Origin of the sequence: Brucella daejeonensis (genome assembly GCF_014199265.1) — a bacterium.
GTDB lineage: Bacteria > Pseudomonadota > Alphaproteobacteria > Rhizobiales > Rhizobiaceae > Brucella > Brucella daejeonensis.
The window spans coordinates 201,448-228,147 of sequence record NZ_JACIJG010000006.1; the positions used below are offsets into that span (position 1 = coordinate 201,448).

Genomic DNA, 26,700 nt, shown 5'->3' on the forward strand with positions numbered 1-26,700 from the left:
CTTAACGGCTCGCAATCGCGGGCCTGTTTTGTTGCGCCTATTCCATGGGATGTGCTGATGCCATTTCTTGCGCCTATCTTCACCGCTATCGGCGGGCTTGTATCAAGCGTGGCCGCATGGGCCGCGGCAAGCCCGATCCTCGCCGGTATTGCGCAAACTGCGTTCGGTATCGCGCTCAAATATGCCGTCAATGCGCTGTTTCCTCCCAAGACGCAAAGCCGCGCCTCGGAACTGGAAACGCAGTACGGTGCGAATATTCCGCGCTCTGTCATTCTCGGCACCTGCGCAACCGAAGGCCACCATATCTACCGCAACAGCTACGGATCGGGCGGCCGGCAGATACAGGACGTGTTCGTCCTGTCGAGCTTTCGCATAACGTCCGTGCCGCGTGTTCGTTATAACGGCCAATGGCGCGATCTCGTCCAGCAGGACGCTGACGGCTACTGGCTTGTGCCGAACGAAGGCACGAGTGGTGACGACCACGATAACGTCAGGGTCAAATTCTACTATGGCACGATGGATCAGCAGGCAGAGCCGACGCTGATCAATGAAGCCCGTCCCACTGGACGATGGACTGTCAACCATCGTGGTGCCGGTGTTGCCTATGCAATCGTGTTTTCTGAACTGCGCAAGAATGGCGATGGCCTGACCTCGCCAGCAAAGATTTTATTCGAGGTCGTGGGTGCTCCGCTTTACGACTGGCGCAAGGACAGCACGATGGGCGGTTCTGGTTCCCATCGATGGGACGATCAGAGCACATGGGAATATTCCGATAACCCCGTGGTGCAGATTTACAATCTGGAGCGTGGTTTTTTCAACGGAACCCAGCGCATGGTTGGCAAGGGTGTTCGTGCAAGCCGTCTGCCGTTGGCAGAATACACCCAGGCTGCGAACATCTGCGACGAAATCATGTCGGACGGTTCGAAGCGCTATCGTGCCCACGCGATTGCCAAGGACGGTCCCGGTGCAAACCACGATGCCAATCTGACGCCGATCCTTGAAGCAATGTGCGGTTCGTGGGTTGAACGTGTTGACGGCGAGTTCCCGATTGCTGGAGCTCCGCAGGCCATTGTCGCAACGATCACGGACAACGATATCAAGCGTGGCGCACCGCTTCGTTTCAGTGCCAAGCGCAAGCGCACGGAACTTATCAATACGGTCGCCGCGTCGTACGTCTCGCCGGATGACTTTTACGAGACCAAGGACGCCGCCACGCGCATCGATGCGGGCGCTCTTGCCGAAGATCGTGAAACGCTTGCAAGCGCTATTCCCTACGGTGCTGTCACTGACTCTCGCCAGGTGGACCGGCTGGCCGATATCGCCATTCGTGGCGCTCGATATCAGGCGTCGGCCGAAATCGTCGTGCATCCGAAATTCCTCGACATGATCAAGGAAGGCAGGTGGATACGCTGGAACAGCGCAAAGTATGGTGACCGGACGTTTCAGGTTCTGTCTCGTCAGCTTGGCGGCATCAATACGGACGGCGCCCGCGATATTGCGATATCGTTGCAGCAGATCAGCAATGGCGTGTTCGATCCCACGGCATATGAGACAACCCCGCCGAACATCATCGTTGTGCCGCCACCGCAGTATCTGGCAGAGGTCCAAAACTTCGATGTTATTCCTATCCTCGTGGGTGCTGACGGTCAGGGTGAACTGCCGGGCGTTCGGCTGCTGTGGGATACGATTGATGACATTTCTGTCGTCGGGGTCGATATCGAGTATTGGCCTGCCAATGATCCGTCTCAGGTATTCACGAAGTTTGTGACTTGGGATGTGACCAACGTTCCCATTGTTGAAGGTCTGACTTCGCTGACGGACTGGTTCGTTCGCACCCGCCTGCGCGTCGATAATGGTCGCTCGGTCGCGTGGGCGGCGGCTACGCCGTTCACTACGCTTAATGCTCGCGGTGATCAAAGCCCGGTCGATTACGAGGGCTTGGATGATGACCTGAAAAGCTACCTTGGATGGATCGGGCCGCAAATGCGGGAGATCATCCGGCAAGCGCAGGAACTGGCCACGACCACGGCTGACAACCACAACAGCAACTATGCTGACCGGCAGGCCATCCGTCGTGAATTGAGCAGTTCGTTCGGTACGGCGCAAGCGCAGTGGCAGGAGGATATCTTCGTCGCAACGGGGCCGAATAGTGCGATCGGTCAGCAGTTGACCCGGATCAACGCCCAGCTATGGGATAATACCGGTGCCAGCATTATCCAGTTGCTGCAAGTCCGTGTTGACGGTGTAGAAGATGATGTGGCAGCGCAAGCAGAAGCCATTACGCAACTGACATCTACCGTTAATGATGTCAGCGCTAGTGCGACATTCCGCATGGGAACCTATGTGTCACCCAGTGGCTGGAATTCCCGCATCGGCATGGAAGTTAGAGGCGGTATTGCCGATAGCTACAAGAGCGCCGGGTTGTTCCTCGATGTGAATTCGACGCAAGGCCGCGTCGTCATGATCGCAGACCAGATCGTGTTCTCAAATGGCACTCAGTATTTCAAGCCATTCGTCATCCAGAACAATGTCATGTACGGCGAAGGCTTCGTCATGGACTGGGCGAAGATCGTCAACGTGTCGATTGGCACAGCCCAAATTGCGAATGCCGCTATCACGTCTGCGAAGATCGGTGACCTTCAGGTAAAAACCAGCAATCTCGATTTTCACAACGTCACTCAAGATTATCAATCTAGCGGTAGCTTTCCGAGCAGTGGTTCCACAACAACGTCGTATGTAACAATTGCAACGATGGTAACTAATAACCCGCAAGCCGGAACGGCTTTCGCAGAAATTCGATCTTCCGCCAATTTCCAATCATCTATACCCGGAAGTGGTGGTTTTTCCGCTGTACAATTGAGATTTATCAATTTGACAACCGGAAGCGAATTTATTGCTGCGGATGACGGGGCCAGTAGAAGCAGTTCGGGAAGTGTTTCATTTAGTGTTTCGTGCGACGGCTTATTTATTGATCCTTCTGCCGTGCAAGGTAACAACACTTACGCTATTCAAGCACGAACAGTTTCCGGTTCTTCTGGAACTCCAAATTACCAAGGCGGAACTTGGCTGATCCGCGCTTTGGTCTGGAAGCGCTAATCCATCATCAAAATTCAAGCTGACAATCCGCGTCAACAGCGCAGGAAGGATAACTCATGGCCGTTTTGCCTGACTACACGTCTGGGACGATTTCGCTCGCCAATGGATCAACCACCGTCACCGGCACGGGCACGCTGTTTGATGTTGGGAATTTCCGTGCAGGCGATACGCTTCAAATCCAGAACATGACCGCCGTGATCGCGAGTGTCGATAGCAATACGCAATTGACGCTGGCCGAACCATGGACCGGTACCAGCCTGACCGATGCGCCATATCGGGCGCGTTATCTGCCGGACGGCGCTCGTGTCACAGCGCAGACGACGACGCTCATTGAAATGCTTGGTCAAGGCATTCTGCCCGGCATCGCCAATATGCCCAATGGCGTCTCCGGTCAGGTGATATCCGTTGATATTACCGGAAGCCCGGTTTGGGTTGATAATGTCGGTTATGCGGAGGGTGCGTGGACGCCGAGCCTAGATTTCAGCGGCCAGACGACGGGCATTACGTATGCGTCACAAACCGGCGCTTGGATACGTATCGGCAATTTTGTGTTCTGCAAATTCCGTATGGGGCTGAGTTCGAAGGGGACGGCAACAGGGGCAACAAGCGCCAACATGAACGGCCTCCCGTTCCCTATCAGAGAAAATTCAATGGGGGGCATTTTGAATATTGGCTATTACGCTGGAATGGCACTGCCTAGTCCAAATATGGCGGGCTTTCTGGCTATGGGCACTTCTGTTGCATTGCGAAGTCAAGGAACGGCATCAACCTCGCAGCTTAATGAGACGAACTTTACCAATACCAGTTTGATCATCGGCGGCATTGCCTATGAGGTGGAGCACTGATGGATGTTCTGGCTTATTCGTCATCTCCCGGTTTTAAGCCTATGCTCAAGGATCGGTCAGCGCCTCTCAATATTGCTGCGCTGCCAGTGGTCCCTTCGGATTTGTATGAGATCGTTGCGGTATCCGATGTTCGGGAGCTAAACCAGAACCCGCAGATTGCCTTCTATGATGGGCTGTTTATCGCCACTTGGGTTTGGTCGGCCGGATCGGAAACCGCTGCGACGCAAGGCATGTTCTCGACTTCTATCGATGGTGTTACCTGGACACCGCGCCAGTCATACACTGGCGTTCCTCCTTCCGGCTTTCGCTACAGCACGAACGGCCTATGGCTGCGCAACGGTGAGCTTTGGGCGCTCTACTACTTCACCGAGATCAACCTCGATCCGGTCGAAGGTGAGGAATATTACGGCCCAAGCCTGAAACTGATGGGCCGCAAATGGGAGAGCGGGCAGTGGGGCGCAGAGCAGGAAATCTTGACCGATTGTATGCTTGATTATGCTCCGATCCAGCTTCCAGACGGGAAATGGCTCGGTTCAGGCCGCAATCACAAGTTCGAGACGCAATTCATCCTTGGCGATATGGGGAACTGGGAGCGCGTCATCGTGCCATCACCGACTGGCGTGTTGCTGAATGAAGCGACAGTGTTGTCGGTCAATCCTCGCCTCATCTCTTACGAATACCGCAATGAGGAGGAGATGAACCCGCGTGTGCTGCTGCGGTCGTTTTCATATGATGGTGGGCATACCGTCAGCACTCCGATGAAAACCAATTTCCCGGACGCGCAGTCTAGACGGGCAGTCATGCGCCTGTCTGATGGACGTTATGTCTTGTCGTCAAATGCATCGCAGGAAATGGGGCGTCAGGTTCTGATGCTGTCAGTTTCGGATGACGGCCTGGAATATGACCGTGTCTATGTTCTGCGGAATAATCCGGAACCGGCGAAATTTACCGGCACCAGCTACTGGTCATTCGGCTTCAACTATCCGCAGTTTCTGGAAAAGGATGGCTATCTCTGGGTCATCTATTCGCAGAACAAGGAAGATGTCCAGATCAGTCGTGTAGGCCTTGGGGCATTTGATTAGTGGGCGTTTGAGTTTGCTCCGAGCCAAGTGAAATATTGCCCTTCATGCCAATTGATGAATACCAGAGGCTGATCCTTTAGACGTAAACTAGGTCTAGATTAGCTTGAATTTTATATCAAAATTGTTACACCTGCTTAATATGACGTTACCGGGGTGGGTAGATTGGGCAATATTGATATCTGTTCACAGGCAGAGTTTGCGACTGCTTTGAGCGCACGCGACTATGTCGTCGCAAGCAAGATTGGCATGACATTGCTACGCAATACGAAGCTCTCCATCTTGCAAGCAATAAATGTTATGCGTGCGGCAGGTATGGCCGGTGACCTTCCAGCATTTTCAGAGGCATTCCGCGCAGCCGCCGATCTTGTCAGCAAAACTCGCAATGATGATGCGCAGTTTTCTCGTGCTTGGAAGCAAGTCTTGAGGTTCGAGATCGAAACTTCCGACGTGTCGATGGCCGTTAATACTGTCGAGAGGGCACGAAGTTTGGGTGTCTCCAGTGAAGAGGATGAATTATTTTTGGCACCGATGCTCACATTTCTGGGTGAGCACGGGCTGACCCTTAAAGAGACTTTCAGGCTCATTGAAGTCGCCGCGGCAGGCCACGTTCCTCAAGTTAAAACCGGGTTGCAGATAAATTGCTGGTTTCGCCTACTGATTGTACCAAGGGACTCGTTGGATGCACGTGATACATGGATGTCCGTAACATCGCAGGCAATACGAGAGGCCAAGAAACGCAATATCCATTCAGTCATGATCCCTGACTACTTGGTCTCTGTAATCAGGAATAGCTCTCATTATACTTTGTCATTCCACACTGAAGGGGAACGGCAAGGATCGACGCATTTCAAACCCGCCGATCTTCCAGGCTATGCAGTTATAGATTGCGGCGGATATTCTGGATGGTCATCGCTGGCGCGTTCTTCAATTGCCGATTTGGAGCTTCCGCCACTCGTAGAAGCCGCTGAATTCTATGATCGCCATGTAGAGGACATCATTGTCCGCAACGTCTCAAAATACCCGCAGGCAACGACATGCCCAACAGTCTCGCTTCCAGAGAAATTTGTTTTCGTCCCCCTTCAGGTGAAATCCGACAGAACGCAAGAGCTTGCGAGGATTTCGATGATGGACATGCTGGATATGGTTGTTGAGCGCTTTCACGGGACGGATACCCGTGTTGTTGTGAAGCGTCATCCGAAGTGCCGAGATGACGAAGTGGCGGGCAAGATCGCCGAATTGTCAAGCGCCGGAGCTATCGTTGTGAGCGAGGACAGTATCCACACGCTCGTTTCAAAATCGCAAGCAGTTTTCACCGTAAATTCTGGTGTGGGATCAGAGGCGATAGTACACCTGAAGCCGATCTACTTATTCGGCGATGCTGACTATAATTGCGCAGTGCATCAAGTCATAGACCGTGATCACTTTTGGCGCATAACGGAGACAATATCTCCAGCCCTTTCCGATGGCGAGATGAAGCAGTTTCTTTGCTATTATCGCACGCGATATCTGGTCAAGGTAAGCGACCGTCGTCTTCTTTCCGCCGCGATAGCTGAGAGGGTCTTCGGTGAAATGGCTGCAAGGTCAAGGCGCTGCATCTTTTCATCTATTGCATCTTGGTGGCGTAACAAGGCCATGTCACCAGCATAGGGGTGGATCCGCCACCCACTCTGACTGCTTTCCTATGCCGAAAAAAAGAAAAACCCCGGCCAGAAGTAACCCGACCGGGGCGTCACACCGATCTAGCGGGGGCTTGGACCGGTATGCATTAGCTGAATAGCATATAAGGCCGGAAAGAAAACCCCGCCGAGTGTTCCGGCGATAGGGGTTGCAATTTGATGTTTAATTCACAATTATGATGAAGCTCACCAAATGGTGAGTGAAGGAGAAACGAAAATGTCCCGCAACGCAGTACCTGTTGCAAAAAATGATGGCGTTCAGTTCCCGCCGCGCCCGCCACAGGGTCCGGTTGATTTCGCTGCTGTGCGTAAGGACGTTATGAGCCGTTTCCCCAAGGTGCGAGCCGAGCTTGCAAAGTGAGCCTGTATGGCTCCCGATGGAAGAAATCATCGAGATCAATCGAGCCGAAGTATCAGAAACTGGTGAGAATTTTGCTATCTTGAGGCCAGAGCTTCTTGAGAGCGCGGTTGCACGGCCTATCAACCATTTCCATTATTCCGGTGACAGCGACATTCTCAGGCTCGCGGTTATTTTGATGGTGGCCATCGCTAAAAACCATCCGTTCGAGCAAGGGAATAAACGAACCGGGTGGACGGCAGGAATGATGTTCATGGTCGTCAACGGCTACGAAATCACTTGGGACTCTGAACTTGTCGCTCAGGAATTCATTAAACTGGTCAACGGTGAAATCACGATAGATCGGTTTGAAGAACAGATATTCTACTTCATACGGGAAAAATAGGGCCGCTTCGGCATCCTTTTTCATGCTTCTACCCAAGGCCCCTTCGTGCGGGGCCTTTTTCTATCCCTGAAAGGAACTGACCATGGATAAAACCGTGCCCGCCGGCGCGGCGCTTTTGCTCGACTTTATTGGCGGGATCGAAGCGCCTCGCGGCTATGACGTCATTTACGGAAATAATCAGGACAAGCTCCCGAAACCGATCACGAAAATGACGCTTGGCGAACTGGTCGATGCGCAGGCGTCGTTCACCAAGCGGTTTAAATCGTCGGCATCTGGCCGCTACCAGTTCATGCGCGCTACGTTGCAAGACCTTTCCCGTGAGCTTGGCTTGCGCGGCTCGCAGATATTTGATGCCGATCTGCAAGACCGGCTCGGCTTTCATCTCTTGAAGCGCCGCGGTTACGAGGATTTCATCTCCGGTAAGATCAGCCGCACCGAATTCGGCAGGCGGCTGGCGCAAGAATGGGCTTCTCTCCCGGTACTGGCCGCGACCAAGGGCACTCACCGCAATCTGAAGCGCGGCGAGAGCTACTATGCTGGCGATGCGCTCAATAAGGCTCTCGTCACGCCTGCGAAGGTCGAAGCCGTTCTGAACAAGGTCAAGACTGTCGGGGCCGTGCTGCCGGTCGTCGTCGCTCCAGAGGTCGTCACCATCGAAAAGCCAGTCGTGGCCGATCCCGGCGAGCTTGAACAGCATCCGGCCAAGAGCAAAACCGTCTGGACGTGGGGCCTTGCCGCTCTCGGCGCTGTCGTTACCGCCGCGGGCGATTTCCTTGGCGGACTGGATTGGCGCGTCCAGTTGTTCATCAGCGCTGCCATCGTCGCTTTTGCAGTCTATGGCATCAAGCGCCGCAACGATCTGTTCAAGGCCGTCCGTGACCTGAAATCGGAGATCGGGTGATGGGCGCACTCTGGGGACTTATCCCGCCATGGGTAAAATCCGCGCTCGCTGCCCTTGTGGCGGCGATTTTAGTTTTTGGAGCCGGTTACACTATCGGAGCGATGAAAGAGCGCCAGCGGGCCGCATTGGACGCGGCACAGGCCACAGCAAAGGCAATTCAGGAAAGGGCGAAGATCGATGAGAAAGTGGGCGGTCTGGACGTTATTGGCCTCTGTGTCGAGCTTGGCGGCTTGCAGTCAGACTGCGAGCAATTGCGCCGGGTGGAAGGCAATCCCGATTAAGTCGGCCACTGCCGTCTATCTGGCTGGGAATGACGCGCCAGCCGGGCAGGGGATTGCAGCGCATAATGCATATGGTCGAAAAGCATGCGGGTGGGACTGATGGAGAAATCAATGCCTGACGAAAACGATCTCCGCGCCCGCGTCGTGGGGTTGGAGCATACGGCGCAGTCCAGCATCCACCGTCTGAACGCATTGGAAACGTGGCAGCGTCAGCGTGAAATCGACAGCGCCCGTCATGATGAGAAATGGGTAGCCATGGAAGCTCGTATCGACACCCGGTTCAATGGGCTGGAAAGCGCGAATAAGAGTATTCAATCCACGCTATCCCGGATTATGTGGATCGTCGTAGGCGGCATTCTTGCGGCTGCTGTGACATTCGTTGTCAGCGGCGGGTTGAAGGCGATTTGACTTCCACCAATGGTGGGAGTTGGACGGTCGCTAAAAATTTAGCGGGCGGTTGGAAAAAACTGTTAGCTCGGTTTGGAAAAACCACGGAGATTGTAAGCCATTGTTTCCAAACAATCTGGACCTAGCAAACGCTAAGTTTTTGCCATGGCAAAATTGAATTATCTCCCGATTATCTCTGGAAATGGCGTGACTGTCACGTGACAGGTCACAGCGTCACATAACGTAACAAAAGCGTTACGCGTAACGTTACTGTAACGCTTCCGAAACGTTTCAGCGTCTGACAAGCGTCTTATTCAGACGGTTTAAGACGCCCTTACCCGCTCTTATATCGAGCAGCATCGACCCAACCAGAAATTGCTGCGCCTTTTGTTTGGCGCTTCACGGTTACGATCTGATCGTTGCAAACCCCTGATGCAACCCACACAGTTTTAGAATGCTGCTCCACATTGATCACTATATCGTTCCCCCACACATTAACCTGCGCTTGCACGAGATTACCTCCCTTCTCAAAAGAACATTACGAAAACACTTTGCTACCATTTTGCTACCCAACCCGGTAGCACGATCCAATATAGATGCATACAGATAAGGAAAGCGCCTGCCGCTATAGCCGAAAATTCGGGGTTTTCTAGGACGATTGAATACAGCAGCAGACATGGGCGTTAGAATTTGAAGTCCGGACATGCCACCGGGCATGTATCCCTTCCATATCCTTACCTATCGCAGGGTTTATCGTCGCGTCAATCTTCTGTCTTGCAAGTGCCCCCGGTTCGGGATTTAAAAAGGATGGCGGGTTATAATGACAGGAGAAAGCGCTGCGCATACTGGATTTCAGCTCCTGGCAGAGCCTCGCGGCCACATTGTTCGGATTGGCGCTGGTCACGCTTATCGGCGTGGGCATCCGCATCGTCATGATGCTTACGCTTCAACAGCGTCGCGAGCGGATGAACCGCCAGATCAATGAGCGCCTGAAGACACTCATCGCCGCCTACAAGACGCTGGGCGGTTCCTTTACCGGCAATCTGAGCGTCGATCCGCGTCACATGCGCGATGTGCGCATGCAGCAGCAGTCCGAGCCGGGAGAGGGCCAGACCGTAGAACTGATCATGCTTTCCGAACGGTCGCGGCGCATCCGCGATGCCGTGGAAGCAGCCCTGTCCGACATCCTGCTGCTCGGCACCGAGGAGCATATCCGGCTGGCCGAACGCGCCATCCGGGAACTGGTTTCGGGGCATCCCATCCATACCCATGCGCTTGTCGTATCGCTGCGGGACTTTATTCGACAGGCACTCGATCTCGATCCGATACCGGCGGACCTGCAAATCCCCGAACAGGGACCCGTGCGGCAAAGCTCTGCCGGCGGCCGCAACAGGGAGGGTCCCGGCGGCGGCAAAGGTGGCGGAGGAATGGGAGGAATGGGCGGCGGCGGAATGGGAATGGGCGGTCTCGCATTGGGTGACGAAACGTCATCCTCATCGCAGCGATCATGATCTCTCTTCGGACTGTGTGAACTCCCCGAACAGGTCCAGCTTGCGCCGGTTCAGCCTGCGCATGTCGCCACGCCTTATGGTAACGCTGTTGCGGTCGAAGAATTCCAGTATCTGGATCGCCACCTTGCGCCCGCTGTCGATACGGTCGCGAAAGCGGGCGGCAATGAACCAGCCGCTGTCAAAAGCCGCGTCCATATCCGACAGGATGGCGATCATCTCGGCAATGGTGGCGCGCAGGAAAAAATGGTCATGCGCCACTTCATGAACCCGGCCCATGCGCCCAGCCAGTTTCAGTAGCCGGCGAACATCTTCCTCACGCTCCCCCAGAAAACCGGCGATATCCCGTACGCGCGGCGGGCGAAACCGGGCCTCTCCCTCAAGGAGCGGCGCAACCTCGCGCCAAATTGTTTCGTCGGCTTCACTCATCGTGACTTCATGATCGCGAAGTCGCAGCCACGCACCGTCGAGCCGGACCAGATCCTGCTCGCCAAGCGCTGCAATGGCAGCGCGAAAGGCACTGGTGGGCAGGCGCGGCCGCAACTGCTGCCGCAACCGTTCCACGCCCATGCCGATCAGGTCCGGGTTCTCGTCGTGAAAGGCGCCAAGCCGCGCTAGGATGTCGTCGCGCAGACCGGCCCAGCGCTCCGGCAACAGGAGAAGCACGGAATTGCCCTGCGGCAGCGTCGTCGCATCAAGCGCCTGCGCCAGCCGCTCCGGCTCGTCCGCCAGCGCCCGGTCGCGCAGAAAGGCCGATGCATCCAAGAAAAACGGTTCGACGGACAGAAGCGCGCGCGCCGCTTCGACCGGATCGCCCATGGCATGGGCATCGAGTTGCGCCATGCGTTCGGGGCTGCGCCGCTTGCGCTGGGGCGGGCGCAGGTCGAGAAAACGACCGCCGCCGATAGTGCGCTGCGCGGACACGTCACGGATGACGAAACGGTCGCCCGCCGCCGCTGCAATCGGACGGTCCAGCACGAGCTGAACGCACCCTTCCGTGCCCGGCAAAAGTCCTTCCTCGCCCAATAGCACAATGCGCGCGCCCGCTTCCGCCGAGGCATGGTGCAGACGCACCGGAAACCACTGACCTATGGGTTTCTGCTCGGTGGGCAGGATTTGCAGCGATGCATCGATACGGTCGGTGGGGCGATGGAAGCCCGGCAATACAAGCATGTCGCCGCGGTGAACCGCATCCCGGGATATGCCCTCGCCCGCCAGATTGAGCGCGCAGCGGTCGCCCGCCCGTGCAGCTTCGGCCGGGCGGTTCTGAGCGTGGATGGTACGAATACGCGCCTGTCTGCCGGACGGGCTGACGATCAGTGGATCGCCGATCCGGGCCGCGCCGGAAAGCACCGTGCCCGTGACCACCGTTCCCGCCCCTTTCAAGGTGAAAGAACGGTCCACGGCAAGGCGAAACCCGCCTTCGGCGTGTCGCTCGCCAAAAGCGCGCGCTTGCGTTTCCAGCACAGCTTGCAATTCACCTATCCCGGCCCCGGTAAGCGTCGAGACCGTCAGGATGGGAATGTCGGCAAGGCCGGTCGGGGCCAATTCGTTGCGGATCGCGGCCTTCACTTCCGCCAGCCGCTCAGGTCCGGCAAGATCGCTCTTGGTAATCACGGCGATGCCACGCCTTATGCCGAGCAGATTGACGATGGAAAGATGTTCGCGCGTTTGCGGCATGATGCCGTCGTCGGCGGCAACGACCAGCATCACGAAATCGATGCTTGCCGCACCGGCCAGCATGGTATGCACAAATTTCTCATGCCCCGGCACATCGACAAAACCGAGGATCTGCCGATCCTCGCCGGAAAGCGGCAGATAGGCAAAGCCCAGATCGATGGATATTCCGCGTTCTTTTTCTTCTTTCAGCCGATCCGTATCGACCCTGGTCAGTGCGCGCACCAGCGAGGTCTTGCCGTGGTCGATATGGCCCGCCGTGCCGACGATCATGACCGGCGCGCCGCAAGGGCCGACAGATTACGCAGAAAACCGCTTTCATCGTCGAGACAGCGCAGATCGAGGACCAGCGCCCCTTTTTCAATGCGCCCGATGATCGGCAGGGGCAACTGGCGCAGGGCCTCGGCCAGTGCCGCAAGCGCGGAGCCACTGCCGTCATTCGGCACAATCGACAGGCCTGCGCTCGGAACCGTTGACAATGGCAGCGCGCCGGAACCGATCTGGCTGGCGCAATCGGCAACCCTCACCGTGAAAGCAGGCCCCAGAAGGCTTTCCAGTTCAGGCTTCAGCCTTGCCGCCTGTGCCGCGATTTCTCCCTGCGGGCGCGCCAGATAGCGCATGGTCGGAAGCTTTTCGGCCAGCCGTTCCGGGTTGCGATAAAGTTTCAGCGTGGCTTCAAGTGCCGCCAGCCTGATTTTGTCGACCCGCAGGGCGCGCTTCATCGGATTCCTGTTGATGCGCGAGATCAGGTCGCGCCGCCCGACGATAAAACCTGCCTGCGGCCCGCCCAGAAGCTTGTCGCCGGAAAAGGTTACGATATCCGCGCCCTCCGCCACGGCCTCACGCACGGTCGGCTCATGGGCGAGGCCGAAAGCGGCGAGGTCGGCAAGCGTGCCCGAACCCAGATCGTTGACCAGCGGCACGCCCTTCGCCGCGGCGATCTTCGCCAGTTCGTCGGCTTTCACTTCACGGGTGAAACCCTCGATGCGGTAATTGGAAGTGTGAACCTTCAGCACCAGTCCGGTATCGGGACCGATGGCGTTTTCATAATCGCGCGGGTGCGTCCGATTGGTGGTGCCGACTTCCACCAGCGTCGTGCCCGCGCGGGTCATGATGTCGGGCATACGGAAAGCGCCGCCGATCTCGATCAGTTCGCCACGGGAAACAACAGCCTCCTTGCCCGACGCCAGACTGTTGAGCACGAGCAGCACGGCAGCGGCATTGTTATTGACAACGGTTGCGTCTTCCGCGCCCGTCAGTTCGCAGATCAGGGCGCGCAGGTGATCGTCGCGCTCGCCGCGTGCCCCCGACGACAGGTCGAATTCGAGCGAGACGGCCTGCCGCATCGCCTCGGTCGCCGCCTCGATGGCCGCTTCAGCCAGAATAGCGCGGCCCAGATTGGTATGCAGCACCGTTCCGGTCAGATTGAACAGCGGGCGCAGGCTCGGGCGGTCCGAAGCATCGAGCCGCTCGATGGCGGCTTGCGCAATCCGAGCATGATCGGGAAGGGCCACGCCGGATTTCACCGCTTCGCGCAACTCGCCGAGGACAGTGCGAATGGCGGCAGTCGCCGCCGCGCGCCCGAAACGCGCAAGCGCTGCGCCGAGTTCCGGCATTTGCAGGACGGCATCGACGGACGGAAGATGACGCAGTGACGGCTTGCTCTGGTCCATGGCCGCTCACAGCCCGGCAAGGAGTGGAGAAAAGCCGCCGCGCGCATAAGGTGTCTCGCGCATCAGCATGTCGAGGCCGAGACTCGCCACATCGTCGGTCAGCGGATCGGCGTCGGTCGATTGCTGCTGATAGATGATTTTCACCCAGCTCTGGCATTCGTCGCAGGTTTCAGCCTTGATGACGCCGCCGCCATCCTCGACCTCCCTGTAGCCGATGCCCTTGGTAGAGCCGCAGCACACGCATTTGATGCGGACATAATGCCAGAGCGTGTTGCAGACGGAACAGGAGCAGAAGCGCGCGCCATGGGCGCCGAGCCAGCCGACGACCATCGAGCTTGACGGCAGGGAGCCGCAGGTCGGGCAGACGCCATCGGCGACCGGCTTCACCGATTTCGGATCGAGCGCGGAGGCAAGCCGCGTGAAATGAAGCTGAAGCCCAGCCCAGACATAGATATGTTCCGCAACGGCCTCGGGCGGCAGAACACCGGCAAAAATCGCCTCCACCATCCGGCGGCGCTCGCCCGCACTGACATTGGCCGCGCGTTCGAGAGCATCCATGGCATCCTGCGGCTTGGCGACAGGGCGCACCTCATCGAACAGCCGGTCAAAAATACTGCCGAGCACCTCTTGCGAAGCGGCATCCGTACGGTCGATGGCCGGCATACCGAATTCCAGCGCGCGGTCGGAAACATCGGGGGCCGCAACCGGGCCAAGCGCGGCATGGATGCGCGCCTGCGCATCCGTCAGTTCGGCAATGAATTCCAGATAGGGCTTGAGGGGACTGACCGACCCCATGAGGCGCAGGCGCGCTGCACGTTTTGCGAAAAGGTCGCCCGGATCGGGCAACCGTACGAAGGGCGGAGCCGAGATTTCACCGATAACGGTCGGGTCCGGCGCCAGATCTTTCTTGCCTGCCATGTCACTCCTCACGAACCCGACGGGCCACGCGGACCCAGAGGGTCTGTGGAAAATTAAGGAGCGGTTCCGGTTTCGACAGTCTTCGGAACCGCTCTACCTGTTGCTATGCGTCATCTCGCATTCTCGCCCAATTGCCGGATTTTTCAACCCGGCGACAGGATCACGCCACCGGCTTGCCGCCGGTCTGCTTTGCCTTCGGCTTCGACGCCAGTTCGCGCAGCCATTTGCGATGATGCCGCCATGCCCAGCCGCCGGTCACCGTGCCGCGCGTCATGGCGCTGATCGTTCCCTTGACCCAGATCGCCGCATAGACATGCACGATCCAGACGCAGATCGCGATGACGGCGACCATGGAATGAATGAGCAAGGCCCAGCGCTGCTGGTTGATCGTGGTATAAGAGCCGAAATATTCGTTCCAGATCATGAGCCCCGACAGGATCAGGACGATGATCAGGATCGACATCGACCAGAAGACCAGCTTCTGCCCGGCATTGTATTTACCGACTTCCGGCAGTTTTTCCTCATTGCCGGCAATCACGTCATTGGCCTGCGAAAGCCAGCGGCTATCCTCGCGCTTCCACAGATTGGCGCTCCAGAAGCGGAAGAAGAGGCCGAGAAAGCTGACGAACAGAACCACGCCGATCCAGGGGTGAATGACGCGCGTCCACTCGCCGCCGCCGAAGAGGCCCGACAGGAAGAACAGCCAGGGATGGAACATCGCCAGACCCGATAATGCCAGAAGCACGAGACTGATGGCGGTGATCCAGTGATTGACACGCGCCCCGCCGGAATAGCGGTGCACCCGAACCGGCTTGCCGGGGACTATGCCGTCGCCGCGTTCAACATCGTCAAAATCGGTCTTGCTCATGAGCTTTTTTCCCCCGTGAGCTTTTCGGCCTCGGCCTCGTCATGCGCCGTCACGACGTTCGGGCCTTTGAAGACATAGTGCAGAAGACCAGCCGCCGCGGCCAGCCCCATCACGGCCATGCCCGCATATTTGGTCACGCCTTTCCATGCTTCCACGACCGGGCTGATGCGCGGATCGTTCGGCAGTCCGGCGTAGATTTCCGGCTTGTCGGCATGATGCAGCACATACATGACATGGGTGCCGCCGACGCCCTGCGGATCGTAAAGCCCGGCATTTTCAAAGCCGCGCGATTTCAGATCCTCGATGCGCCCGTCGGCCCATTCCTTCATCTCGTCCTTGGTGCCGTAGACGATGGCTTGCGTCGGACACGCCTTGGCGCAGGCAGGCCCCTGGCCGACCGCGATACGGTCGGAACACAGCGTGCATTTATAGGCTTTCTGCGTCACGGGCGAGATGCGCGGAATGTCGAACGGACAGCCCTTCACGCAATAGCCGCAGCCGATGCAGTTCTCATGGACGAAATCCACGATGCCATTGGAATATTGCACGATAGCGCCCGGCGCCGGACAGGCCTTGAGGCAGCCGGGGTCCTCGCAATGCATACAGCCATCCTTGCGGATCAGCCATTCCAGATTGCCGGTATCGGGATTGTCCCATTCGGTGAAGCGCATCAGCGTGAAAGTGTCGGGCGTCAAGTCGTGGGGGTTGTCATAGACCCCCACATTGACGCCCACTTCCTCATGCGTGTCGTTCCATTCGGCACAGGCCGACTGGCAGGCCTTGCACCCGATGCATTTCGACACGTCGATGAGCTTGGCCACCTCCGTCTGGCGCTCGGCGGGCGGCGTCACGCTGGAAGCCGACCGCCTGATCAGGTCCTTATCGCCAAAGCGCGGAGACTGCGGCTGAACGTCGGGGTTGGGAACGGGTGGAAACATATCATTCCCTCCTTAAGCCACAGGCGCGCTTGAGCGCTCGATATTGACCAGAAACGCCTTGAATTCCGGCGTTTCGATATTGGCGTCGCCGACGAAGGGCGTCAGCGAGTTGGGGCCGAAGCCCTTGCGGGCGGCGCCCGTGAAGCCCCAGTGAAGCGGAATGCCCACCACATGCACCGTCTTGCCGTCGCAAACGAGCGGCTTGATGCGCTTGGTGACCACGGCCTTGGCCTTGACCGAACCGCGCTTGGACCAGACCCGCACCCAGTCGCCCTTGGCGATGCCCTTCTCCTTCGCCAGTTCTTCCGAGATTTCCACGAAGAATTCCGGCTGCAAGACGGCGTTCACATGAACGTGCTTGGTCCAGTAGTGGAAATGCTCGGTCAGACGGTAGGAAGTCGCCGCATAGGGGAATTCCTCCGACGCCGTTTCGGCGAACTGCTTGAAGTCGTCGTTGAAGACGCGGGCCACCGGATTGCCCCGCACATTGGGCGCAATCACATTGGCGAGCGGCGACTCGAACGGCTCATAGTGGGCCGGGAAAGGTCCGTCGCGCATCATGCCTCGAGTGAACAGGCGCGACGCGCCTTCCGGGTTCATGATGAACGGCCCGACCTCATCCGGTCTGGCTGTCGGCGCAATATCCGGCACGTCATAGCCGCTCCACTTCGACCCGTCCCACTCAATGAGCTTGCGGTTCGGATCCCATGCCTTGCCGTTGATGTCGGCGGAAGCGCGGTTATAGAGGATGCGCCGGTTGGCTGGCCACGACCAGGACCAGTTGAGATAGGCTCCCGTCTCGTCCGGGTCGTTATTGTCGCGGCGCGCCATGTTGTTGCCGGCCTCGGTAAAGCAGCCAGAATAGATCCAGCAGCCGGAAGCCGTCGAACCGTCGTCGCGCAATGCCGCGAAACCGGCAAGAAGCTTGCCCGCCTCAACGGCGACCTTGCTCGGATCCGTCGGATCCATGAGCGTGGTCAGCGCACGGCCGTTCACTTCCTTCGCCAGTTCTTCCGCCGTCGGCTCGCCCTCGTCCTCATAATCCCAGGTGAGATTGAGGACCGGATCGGGGAAGGCGCCGCCCTCCTTGCGGTAAAGCTCCCGCAGCCGGACGAAAATCTGGGCCATGATCCAGTTGTCGGTCTTCGCCTCGCCGGGCGGCGTCGCGCCGGGCCAGTGCCATTGCAGCCAGCGCCCGGAATTGGTGAGGGAGCCTTCGTCCTCTGCAAAGCAGGTGGACGGAAGCTGGAACACCTCGGTCTTGATCGAAGCGGAATCCACATCGTTATATTCGCCGTGGTTCTCCCAGAAACGCGAGGTTTCCGTTTCCAGCGGGTCCATGGTGACCAGGAATTTGAGCTTCGACAGGGCGTCGGTCAGCTTCTTGCGGTTCGGCACCGCCATCAGCGGGTTGAAGCCCTGGCAGACATAGCCGTTGACCTTGCCTTCATGCATCATGTCGAAGATGCGCAGCATGTCGTAATTCGGCACGTCGAGCTTCGGCAGCCAGTCATAGGCGAAGTCGTTCTCGACCGTTGCCGCACTGCCCCACATCGCCTTCTGGAAACTGACGAAGAACTTGCGATAGTTCTGCCAGTAACTCATCTGGTTCGGGCGCAACGGCTTGAAGGCGCGGGTCGACATATAGGTCTCGAAATCGACCTCCTTTTCCGCCGGTATGTTCAGATAACCCGGCAGGAGGTTCGACATGAGACCGATATCGGTCAGTCCCTGAATGTTGGAATGGCCGCGCAGCGCATTCATGCCGCCGCCGCGCACGCCGATATTGCCGAGGATGAGCTGGAGCATCGCCATGCAGCGAATGTTCTGCGACCCCTTGGAATGCTGCGTCCAGCCGAGCGCATACATGGATGTCATCGTGCGGTCCGGCGTCGAGCACGAGGCCATCATCTCCGCGACCTTCAGGAATTTCTCCTTCGGCGTGCCGCAGATGCGCTCCACCATTTCAGGCGTGTAGACGGAAACATGCTGCTTGAGCAGGCTCCACACGCAGCGCGGATTTTGCAGCGTGTCGTCCACGACCGCATAGCCGTCATCGCCGATCACATAATCCCAGCTCGAACGGTCGTAATCGCGCTTGGCCTCGTCATAGCCGGTGAACAGCCCGTCCTTGTATTCGAAGCCGTCCTGAACGACATAGGCCGCATTGGTGAAATGCCTGACGTAATCCCACTGCACGTGATCGTTCTGGATGCAGTAGTTGATGACGCCGAGCAGGAAGGCGATATCGGTTCCCTGACGGATGGGCGCGTAGAAATCCGCGACCGATGCCGTGCGCGTGAAGCGCGGATCGACCACGATCAGCTTCGCTCCGCGATTGGCCTTGGCCTCGGTCACCCATTTGAAGCCGCACGGGTGCGCTTCCGCCGCATTGCCGCCCATGACGACGACGAGGTCGGTATTCTTGATGTCGGTCCAGGAGTTGGTCATTGCTCCACGGCCAAATGTTGGGGCGAGACTCGCCACCGTCGGGCCGTGTCAGACGCGTGCCTGATTATCGAATGCCAATATGCCTGTGCTGCGCACTACCTTATAGGTGAGGAACGCCGTTTCATTGGTGGTCGCGGACGCCGCGAGAAAACCCGTGGACGTCCAGCGATTGACCGTGACGCCCGCGTCGTTCTTCGCGATGAAGTTGGCGTCGCGGTCGTCTTTCAGATGCCGCGCAATACGGTCGAGCGCGTCTTCCCAGGAAATCTGCTTGAATTCGGCAGAACCCGCTTCGCGCACCTGCGGAAATTGCAGGCGGGTCTTCGCCTTCACGAAATCCTTCAGTGCCGCGCCCTTCGGGCAGAGCGTGCCGCGATTGGTCGGATGATCCGTGTCGCCTTCGACATGCACCAGCTCGGCCTTCTCGCCCTTGCGCACATCCCCCTTGGAATAAAGGATGACGCCGCAGGCAACCGAACAATAGGGACAGGTGTTGCGGGTTTCGGCGGTATTCGCAAGCTTGAAGGGCCTGATCTGTTCGGCATAGGCGCTTTCCACCGCGCCGAAACCGAAAGACCCAAGCGCCGAAGCCGCCACCACCGCCCCCGTTCCGCCGAGAAACTGGCGGCGAGAGAGCTCCATATTCATTGCGCTGCACCTCCCCTGATCATTGGAAGAAATCGCCAGGGGGCGATTTTCTTCAATCCGGATTCACCTTTGTTCAGTTCACTCCAATAAAACCAAGTTGTCAACCGAGCGGATTACCCGGAAAATCAGCACTAAGACGTAATTATCAATAACATGACTTTTATAGTCATGTATAAATACATGGACTTCGTTTATGGAAAGACTTCCACACTCTCCCGGCGATTGACGTTTCCGTGTAAAAAGGCGAAACTTGCGGCGTGGCTTCTTTTCCCGCTCCCGAGTTTCGGGGCCTTGAACATGGATCGCACCCGCCTCGCACCGGCTTTTCAAGCCGGGTGCCGCAGATTTGCGCGGACGTCCGGTCCGGCGTGAAGCCATTCCTTCACAATTACCTTTTCCACTACCGGCCATCGCAGGAACCTGCCGTTCCATCGGGTGGCCGCACGGCTTCGCTCGCAGGAATAACAGGGACGAAAAGTCTAAAAAGGGGATCGTCATGAACCGTCGGGAATTGCTCAAGTCGGGCGCCGCCTGTGCCGCCTTCGGCCTGTTGCCGGGTTTCGCCCCGGCTGTCGCCGCCACGTTCGCGCCGAAGCCATCGGGCTGGCGCAGCTTTGAAATCACCACCACCGTCACGCCGTCCGCATCCGGGAAGGCCATCCGCGCCTGGGTGCCGGTGGCGGGTTTCAATGCCGACGACTGGAACCGCCCGGAAGGCAATCGCTGGACGACGAATGCGAAACAGGCGCGGCTCGACCGCGATCCGCACAGCGGCGCCGGGATGCTCTATCTCGAATGGGACGCGGGCGAAGCAGCGCCGCGAGCCGAGATCGTCAGCCTTGTTTCCACCCGCGACCGCGCAAGCGACATGGACGCTTCGGCAAAGGCCGTGCCGCTGACCCGCGCGGAGCGCGAACGCTATCTGGCTGGAACACGGCTTGCGCCGTTGGATGGCATCGTCCGGGAAACCTCCGACAGGATCGTCGGCGATGCCGGCAGCGATCTGGAAAAGGCGCGGCGCATCTATGACTGGGTGGTCGCCAGCACCTATCGCCGCGCATCGACGCGCGGCTGCGGCGATGGCGACATCGTCGCAATGCTGAGCAGCGGCGATCTTGGCGGCAAATGCGCCGACATCAATCCACTGTTCACCGCTCTGGTCAGGGCCGCTGGTATCCCCGCGCGCGATCTTTACGGCGTGCGCGTCGCGCCTTCCGCCTTCGGCTACAAGAGCCTCGGCGCGAAGAACGAGATCGTCACCAGTGCGCAGCATTGCCGCGCCGAAATCTATCTCGAAGGCATCGGCTGGATCGCGACCGATCCGGCGGATGTGCGCAAGGTGATGCTGGAAGAGGAAAAGGACGGGCTTGCCGCCGACGATCCGCGTGTCGCCGCGGTGCGGCAAAAGCTTTTCGGCTCCTGGGAAGGCAACTGGATCGCCTTCAATGACGGCAGCGACATCGCCTTGCCGTCTTCGCAGGGACCGGAACTCGGTTTCCTGATGTATCCGCAGGCCGAGGTCGCCAGTATTCGTATGGATTGCCTCGATGCGGATTCCTTCCGTTACGCGATGAGCGTGCGCGAGATAACAATTTAATTTGAGGAAATAGCATGGATATCGCATCGCCTATTCGTCTCAGCACCCTTGCCCATGGTGGCGGCTGCGGCTGCAAGATCGCGCCAGCCGTGCTCCAGGATCTGCTTTCCGGTCAACCGGCCATGCAACCCTTCAGCCGATTGCTGGTCGGCACCGAGACCGGCGATGACGCCGCCGTCTGGCAGCTCGACGACGACAATTGCGTGATCGCCACCACGGATTTCTTCATGCCGATGGTGGACGACCCGTTCGACTTCGGGCGCATCGCCGCCACCAATGCGATATCCGACGTCTATGCCATGGGCGGCACGCCGATCATGGCGCTCGCAATCCTCGGAATGCCGGTCAACAAGATGCCCGCCGAAATGATCCGCGAGATCATGAAAGGCGGTTCCAGCATATGCGCTGAAGCTGGCATTCCCGTCGCGGGCGGACATTCCATCGACGCGCCTGAGCCGATTTACGGCCTGGCCGTCATCGGCACCTGCAAGCTCGCCAATCTACGTAAGAACAATGGCGCGCGTGTCGGGGACGCCCTGATCCTGACCAAGGCAATCGGTGTCGGCATTTATTCTGCGGCTTTCAAACAACAAAAGCTCGATAGCGCCGGTTACGATGAAATGATGGCATCGGTCACATTGCTGAACCGGGCGGGCGCCGAACTCGGCAAGGATGAGGCCGTCCATGCGGTCACCGACGTTACGGGTTTCGGCATTCTCGGCCATGCGCTCGAAATGGCGCGTGGCTCCAGCGCCGGAATTACGCTCGATTATGGCGCCCTGCCCTTTCTGGGACAGGCCGAACCTCTGGCGCAGGCCGGGTTCGTGACCGGCGCTTCCACCCGCAACTGGGCGAGCTACGGTCATGACGTGCGGCTTCCCGACGATTATCCGCTCTGGAAACAGCAATTGCTGACCGACCCGCAGACATCGGGTGGCCTTCTCGTCTCCTGCGCGCCGGAGGAAGCCGAACGGATATTGAGCGGCATCCACGCCGCCGGCTATCCCTCGGCCCGGATCGTCGGGACAGTGACGGACGACGCGACCCGCGTGACTGTGACGGACTGATAACAATCGCGGCTCATCATCAACAGTTCGTTTCGCGAACAGGTTGCGGCCCTCTGGAAATCGTTGCCATGAGGCGATAAAGGCAACGGGATAATATTTTCCAGAGGGACATCATGGGTTATTTTCCAAGTTGGCGTTTGACATCGAACGCCGTCGTGCTTCCTGACGAGCGCCTGCCAGCCGCCGCTGCCGTGCCGATGGGCGTGCAGCATCTGCTTGCCATGTCCGGCTCGACCATCGTGGCGCCGCTGCTGATGGGCTTCGATCCCAATGTGGCCGTCTTTTTCTCCGGTATCGGCACGCTTCTGTTCTTCGCGCTGACGGCAGGCCGGGTGCCAAGCTATCTCGGTTCGTCCTTTGCCTTCATCGCGGTCGTCATCGCCGCGACCGGTTATAGCGGTTCCGGCCCCAATCCCAATATCGCCATCGCGCTTGGCGGCATCATCGCCTGCGGCGCGCTCTATGCCCTGATCGGCCTCGTGGTCATGGCCATCGGCACGGGCTGGGTCGAACGGCTGATGCCGCCCGTCGTCACCGGCGCCATCGGCGTTTCCATCGGCCTCAACCTCGCGCCTGTCGCCGTCAGCCAGTTGAAGGGGACCGGTACGCATATAACGATCGCGCTCCTGACCGTGCTCTGCATGGCGATGATTTCCGCCTATGGACCGCGCGGGACCAAGCGCCTGTCGGTGCTCTTCGCGCTCCTGTTCGGCTATCTTCTGGTTCTGGTGCTCGGCAACGGCCTTGGCATCGTGCCCGGCATCGATTTCACCGCCGTCGGCAATGCCGCATGGTTCGGCCTGCCGCATTTCACCGCTCCTGTCTTCAACTGGCAGGCGATCACGCTGATCGCGCCGGTCGCCGTCGTGCTGGTGGCTGAAAATCTCGGCCATATCAAAGCGCTCGGCTCGATCACCGGCCAGAGCATGGACCGCTATATCGGCCGCGGCTTCCTCGGCGACGGCCTTGCCACGATGATTTCCGGCGCGGGCGGCGGCACGGGCGTCACCACCTATGCCGAAAACATCGGTGTCATGGCAATGACCAAAGTCTATTCGACGCTCATCTTCGTCATTGCCGCCATCATGGCGCTGATCCTCGGCATGTCGCCGAAATTCGGCGCGATCCTGCAAACAATCCCGGCGCCGGTTCTGGCCGGTCTCGCGGTTTCGGTCTTCGGCCTCATCGCCTCGGCCATGGCGCGCATCTGGATCGTCAACAAGGTGGATTTCGCGGATTCCCGCAACCTGTTCACCGCTGGCGTGGCGCTCATTTTCGGCGCGGGCGACTTCACCTTGAAGATCGGCGATTTCGCCCTTGGCGGTATCGCAACCTCGACCATCGCAGCGCTGGTTTTCTACCAGTTGCTCGGTATCGGTCGCAGCGAAAAGACGGCCTGACAAGAGAAAAGGAGCGAGCGTAAGGCTCGCTCCTCACTCCGCCAGCAATTGTTCAGCCCGGACGCGCATTTCGGGTTCGAGCGGCATCGAGCGTCGCGCAACCTGATCGAAATGCACGGTCGTCGTTTCGTTGACCGCGCGCAATTCGCCATCCAGCGATCCGACCATCGTCTGGCGGAATGTCAGCGAGGAACGTCCGATCTTCACCACATGCGAGCGGATCGTCAGCAGGTCTCCGGCCTGCACTTCACGCTTGTATTCGGTCGTCGAGCGCATGTCGGCCCAGCCGAAGCCGGCATCGGGGATTTTCCCGGCAATATGTCCGAGCAACTGAAAGCTCGCATCGTCGAACATGGCCGCGTAATGCCGGACATTCATATGCCCCATGACATCGCACATCCACGGATGCGCGACGCCGACAAAAGTGACAAGACCGCTCATCGCGCCACCGACTGGTAGCCGCCCAGGAAGGCTGTGAGGTTATCGCCCAGCGCATCGCACAGATAGCCGCCTTCCTGCACGATGACGGTTGGCAGACGCAGCTTTGCGATTGCTTCGGCAATGCGGCCGAAACCGCCCGTCGTGACCGACAATCCGCCAAACGGATCGCCTTCGAACGGGTCTAGGCCAAGCGCCACAACCAGCGCATCCGGCGCAAAGGCTTCGATGCGGCGGAAGGCCGTATCGAGTGACACGAGGAATTCGGTATCGCCGGATTTGCGCGGCAGCGGCAGGTTGAGATTGTAGCCAAGCCCCGCGCCTTCGCCGCGCTCGTCGGCATGGCCCCAGAAGAACGGATAGAAGCGCACCGGATCGGCGTGGATCGAAACGGTCAGCACATCCGGGCGGGCATAGAAAATGCCCTGCGTGCCGTTGCCGTGATGAAGATCGACGTCGAGGATCGCCACGCGCTGGGCTTTCGAGCGCAGGCGCTGGGCTGCGACCGCCGAATTATTGACGAAGCAGAAGCCGCCCGCCACATCGGCAAAGGCATGATGCCCCGGCGGGCGGCAGAGCGCATAGGCCGCGACCTCGCCGCCCAGCACCGCATCGACGGCATCGACCGCGCTCCACGCGCTCCAGCACACGCTTTCCCATGTGTGCTCGGCGATCGGGCAGGCCGTATCGGCCATATGATAGCCCACCTGCCCAACGGCGGACGCTGGATAACGACCGTCACGCGCCAGCGGATGGATGTTCGGGATCACCTCTTCCGAAGCCTCCTCGATGCGTCGCCAGCGGGCATGGATGTGCTGAAGAAATTCCAGATATTCAGGCGTGTGCACGGCGGCAATCGGGCCAAGGCCATGGTTTTGCGGGCGGATGATCTCGCAGCCTGCGGCCTTCGCACCGGCCAGCAGGCGCTCGACACGCTCCGGCTGTTCGGGGTTCGGCTGCGGCGCGCCGCTGGAAAGAAAGGCTTTCGGGTCGTGACGCTTCTGCTCGACGGCGTAAAAGGCTTTCATGATGACTCCCTGGTTTTATTGATGCGCGCCAGACGGGCGAAAGCGTCGTCATAGGCACCGTGATCGCGGTCGGCTTCGATCCAGCCGATACCCAGCCGCTGATAAAATCTCTGCGCGGCAACATTGTCCCGGTCCACGGCCAGCCGCAGATAGACGCCGCCGCGCGCCACCGACCATGAGGCGACATGGCGCAGAAGCACTTCGCCGATCCCCCGGCCGCGAAAGGCTTCATCGACATAAAGGTCCTGCACATAGACACCGGGTTTTCCGAGCCATGTCGAAAAGATCGGGAAGAACAGGGCGAGCCCTGCAAATGTGTCGTCCACCTCGGCGATCAGACTGGTGAAAGCCGCGTTCGGTCCAAAACCGTAACGGCGGAAGTCCTCGACCGTGCTGGAGATTTTGTCCGCAGCGCCAAGCCCCGCGCCCATCGTGCGGATTGCTTCGTGAATCCGTTCCGCATCGGCAAGCTCACCGAGTCGGACCGCAATCCCCGTTTTACTGTCCAGCGTGATCTTCGGCATCAGAAAGCCACCCTGTCTCCACCTTTGAGGCCCAGATATTCCCGCGCCTCGTCGGGCGTGGCAACATCCAGCGACAGGCCGTCGAGGATGCTTCGGATGCGCCGTACCTGATCGGCATTGCTTTTGGCAAGCTGGCCGCGCCCGTCATAAAGGCTGTCTTCCAGACCGACGCGGACATTGCCGCCCATGGCCGCGGCCATGGTGATCATCGGAATCTGGTGCCGCCCCGCCGCGAGCACGGAGAAGGAATAATCGTCCCCGAACAGCTTGTCGGCAATCCGCTTCATATGCATGAGATTATCCGGGTCGGCCCCGATGCCGCCCAGAACGCCGAAGACGAACTGGATGAACAGATGGCCGGACACCAGCCCCCGGTCGCGGAAATACGCCAGCGAATAGAGATGGCCGACATCGTAGCATTCGAACTCGAAGCGTGTGCCGCAGCCCTGACCGAGACTGGTCAGAATGCCTTCCATATCCGCAAAAGTGTTCTTGAAGATCGAATGGCGCGTGGCTTCCAGCAGTTCCGGCTCCCAGGCATGTTTCCACTCGCGCGGCCTGTCGAGGGCGGGGAACAGCGCGAAATTCATCGATCCCATATTGAGCGAGCACATTTCCGGTTGCGCCTTAAGCGGCGCGGCCAGCCGATCTTCCAGCGTCATCAATGACGAACCACCGGTGGAGATATTCACCACCGCTCCCGTCGATTGCTTGATGCGCGGCAGGAACTGCATGAACAGGTCCGGATCAGCGGACGGCCTGCCGTCGCGCGGATCGCGGGCATGGAGATGCAGGATGGATGCGCCCGCTTCCGCCGCCGCGATGGCTTCGCTCGCAATCTCGTCCGGCGTCACCGGCAGATGCGGTGACATGGACGGCGTGTGCACTGAACCCGTCACCGCACAGGTGATGATCACCTTGCGGCGCGTCTTCTTCTTGTCGGTCATGATCCGG

22 protein-coding genes are annotated in these 26,700 nt (G+C 58.8%); 12 read left to right on the plus strand and 10 right to left on the minus strand.

Annotated elements, in window-relative coordinates; translation table 11 throughout:
• Nucleotides 1-57 precede the first annotated feature (57 nt).
• The 9 genes from FHS76_RS09910 (at nt 58) to FHS76_RS09950 (ending at nt 10,522) form a co-directional block, all read left to right on the plus strand.
• The gene (locus FHS76_RS09910; RefSeq protein WP_183651448.1) at nt 58-3,096 is read left to right on the plus strand and encodes a phage tail protein; all 3,039 of its coding nucleotides are present in this window, start codon (nt 58-60) and stop codon (nt 3,094-3,096) included.
• 56 nt (nt 3,097-3,152) lie between these two features.
• Complete coding sequence (locus FHS76_RS22540) at nt 3,153-3,941, plus strand: hypothetical protein (RefSeq protein WP_235992626.1); 789 nt, start codon at nt 3,153-3,155, stop codon at nt 3,939-3,941.
• Nucleotides 3,941-5,023: an exo-alpha-sialidase gene (locus tag FHS76_RS09920; protein ID WP_183651451.1), complete on the plus strand. Its 1,083-nt coding sequence runs from the start codon at nt 3,941-3,943 to the stop codon at nt 5,021-5,023. Before FHS76_RS22540 ends, FHS76_RS09920 begins: the two co-directional genes overlap by 1 nt.
• A gap of 162 nt (nt 5,024-5,185) precedes the next feature.
• Nucleotides 5,186-6,670: a capsular polysaccharide export protein, LipB/KpsS family gene (locus tag FHS76_RS09925; protein ID WP_183651454.1), complete on the plus strand. Its 1,485-nt coding sequence runs from the start codon at nt 5,186-5,188 to the stop codon at nt 6,668-6,670.
• A gap of 406 nt (nt 6,671-7,076) precedes the next feature.
• Nucleotides 7,077-7,442, plus strand: a complete 366-nt coding sequence (locus FHS76_RS09930) for a type II toxin-antitoxin system death-on-curing family toxin (protein ID WP_183651456.1) — start codon at nt 7,077-7,079, stop codon at nt 7,440-7,442.
• Between the two features lie 82 nt (nt 7,443-7,524).
• On the plus strand, nt 7,525-8,343 hold the full coding sequence (locus FHS76_RS09935; protein WP_183651459.1) for a lysozyme family protein: 819 nt from the start codon (nt 7,525-7,527) through the stop codon (nt 8,341-8,343).
• Nucleotides 8,343-8,624 (plus strand): hypothetical protein, encoded by a 282-nt coding sequence (locus tag FHS76_RS09940; protein WP_183651753.1) that lies wholly within the window; start codon nt 8,343-8,345, stop codon nt 8,622-8,624. Before FHS76_RS09935 ends, FHS76_RS09940 begins: the two co-directional genes overlap by 1 nt.
• Before the next feature lie 111 nt (nt 8,625-8,735).
• Entirely contained in the window at nt 8,736-9,032 is a 297-nt protein-coding gene (locus FHS76_RS09945; protein ID WP_183651462.1) for a hypothetical protein, read from the plus strand.
• An 860-nt stretch (nt 9,033-9,892) separates the two neighbouring features.
• On the plus strand, nt 9,893-10,522 hold the full coding sequence (locus FHS76_RS09950) for a hypothetical protein (protein ID WP_235992627.1): 630 nt from the start codon (nt 9,893-9,895) through the stop codon (nt 10,520-10,522).
• Here FHS76_RS09950 and selB read toward each other — a convergent pair.
• From selB to fdnG, 6 genes are all read right to left on the minus strand, one after another.
• Nucleotides 10,517-12,469 (minus strand): selenocysteine-specific translation elongation factor, encoded by a 1,953-nt coding sequence (gene selB / locus FHS76_RS09955; RefSeq protein WP_183651465.1) that lies wholly within the window; start codon nt 12,467-12,469, stop codon nt 10,517-10,519. The two genes, FHS76_RS09950 and selB, sit on opposite strands and share 6 nt — an antisense overlap.
• Nucleotides 12,466-13,869, minus strand: a complete 1,404-nt coding sequence (selA, locus tag FHS76_RS09960; protein WP_183651468.1) for an L-seryl-tRNA(Sec) selenium transferase — start codon at nt 13,867-13,869, stop codon at nt 12,466-12,468. The genes selB and selA overlap by 4 nt, the downstream gene beginning before the upstream one ends.
• A 6-nt stretch (nt 13,870-13,875) precedes the next feature.
• Nucleotides 13,876-14,787, minus strand: a complete 912-nt coding sequence (fdhE, locus tag FHS76_RS09965) for a formate dehydrogenase accessory protein FdhE (RefSeq protein WP_183651471.1) — start codon at nt 14,785-14,787, stop codon at nt 13,876-13,878.
• Between the two features lie 160 nt (nt 14,788-14,947).
• On the minus strand, nt 14,948-15,655 hold the full coding sequence (locus tag FHS76_RS09970; RefSeq protein WP_183651474.1) for a formate dehydrogenase subunit gamma: 708 nt from the start codon (nt 15,653-15,655) through the stop codon (nt 14,948-14,950).
• A complete protein-coding gene (fdxH, locus tag FHS76_RS09975; RefSeq protein WP_183651477.1) occupies nt 15,652-16,593 on the minus strand; it encodes a formate dehydrogenase subunit beta in 942 nt (313 codons plus the stop codon). Before fdxH ends, FHS76_RS09970 begins: the two co-directional genes overlap by 4 nt.
• A gap of 12 nt (nt 16,594-16,605) precedes the next feature.
• Nucleotides 16,606-19,692 carry a formate dehydrogenase-N subunit alpha gene (fdnG, locus tag FHS76_RS09980; protein WP_210306060.1) on the minus strand — a complete coding sequence of 1,029 codons (3,087 nt, stop codon included), beginning with the start codon at nt 19,690-19,692 and terminating at the stop codon, nt 16,606-16,608.
• Nucleotides 19,693-20,188: 496 nt separating this feature from the next.
• Here fdnG and FHS76_RS09985 point away from each other — a divergent pair, with 496 nt between their 5' ends.
• From FHS76_RS09985 to FHS76_RS09995, 3 genes are all read left to right on the plus strand, one after another.
• Nucleotides 20,189-21,289: a transglutaminase-like domain-containing protein gene (locus FHS76_RS09985; protein WP_183651480.1), complete on the plus strand. Its 1,101-nt coding sequence runs from the start codon at nt 20,189-20,191 to the stop codon at nt 21,287-21,289.
• 14 nt (nt 21,290-21,303) lie between these two features.
• Nucleotides 21,304-22,356, plus strand: coding sequence for a selenide, water dikinase SelD (selD, locus tag FHS76_RS09990; protein WP_183651483.1), 1,053 nt, complete (start codon nt 21,304-21,306; stop codon nt 22,354-22,356).
• A gap of 113 nt (nt 22,357-22,469) precedes the next feature.
• Complete coding sequence (locus FHS76_RS09995) at nt 22,470-23,756, plus strand: solute carrier family 23 protein (protein ID WP_183651486.1); 1,287 nt, start codon at nt 22,470-22,472, stop codon at nt 23,754-23,756.
• A 33-nt stretch (nt 23,757-23,789) separates the two neighbouring features.
• Here the strand turns inward: FHS76_RS09995 and FHS76_RS10000 are convergent, their stop codons facing one another.
• The 4 genes from FHS76_RS10000 to FHS76_RS10015 are packed head-to-tail and all read right to left on the minus strand — an operon-like array spanning nt 23,790 to nt 26,693.
• Nucleotides 23,790-24,197, minus strand: a complete 408-nt coding sequence (locus FHS76_RS10000) for an acyl-CoA thioesterase (protein ID WP_183651489.1) — start codon at nt 24,195-24,197, stop codon at nt 23,790-23,792.
• The gene (locus FHS76_RS10005) at nt 24,194-25,222 is read right to left on the minus strand and encodes a histone deacetylase family protein (protein ID WP_183651492.1); all 1,029 of its coding nucleotides are present in this window, start codon (nt 25,220-25,222) and stop codon (nt 24,194-24,196) included. Before FHS76_RS10005 ends, FHS76_RS10000 begins: the two co-directional genes overlap by 4 nt.
• Nucleotides 25,219-25,746: a GNAT family N-acetyltransferase gene (locus tag FHS76_RS10010; protein ID WP_183651495.1), complete on the minus strand. Its 528-nt coding sequence runs from the start codon at nt 25,744-25,746 to the stop codon at nt 25,219-25,221. The genes FHS76_RS10005 and FHS76_RS10010 overlap by 4 nt, the downstream gene beginning before the upstream one ends.
• A complete protein-coding gene (locus FHS76_RS10015; protein ID WP_183651498.1) occupies nt 25,746-26,693 on the minus strand; it encodes a BKACE family enzyme in 948 nt (315 codons plus the stop codon). Before FHS76_RS10015 ends, FHS76_RS10010 begins: the two co-directional genes overlap by 1 nt.
• Nucleotides 26,694-26,700: the final 7 nt, after the last annotated feature.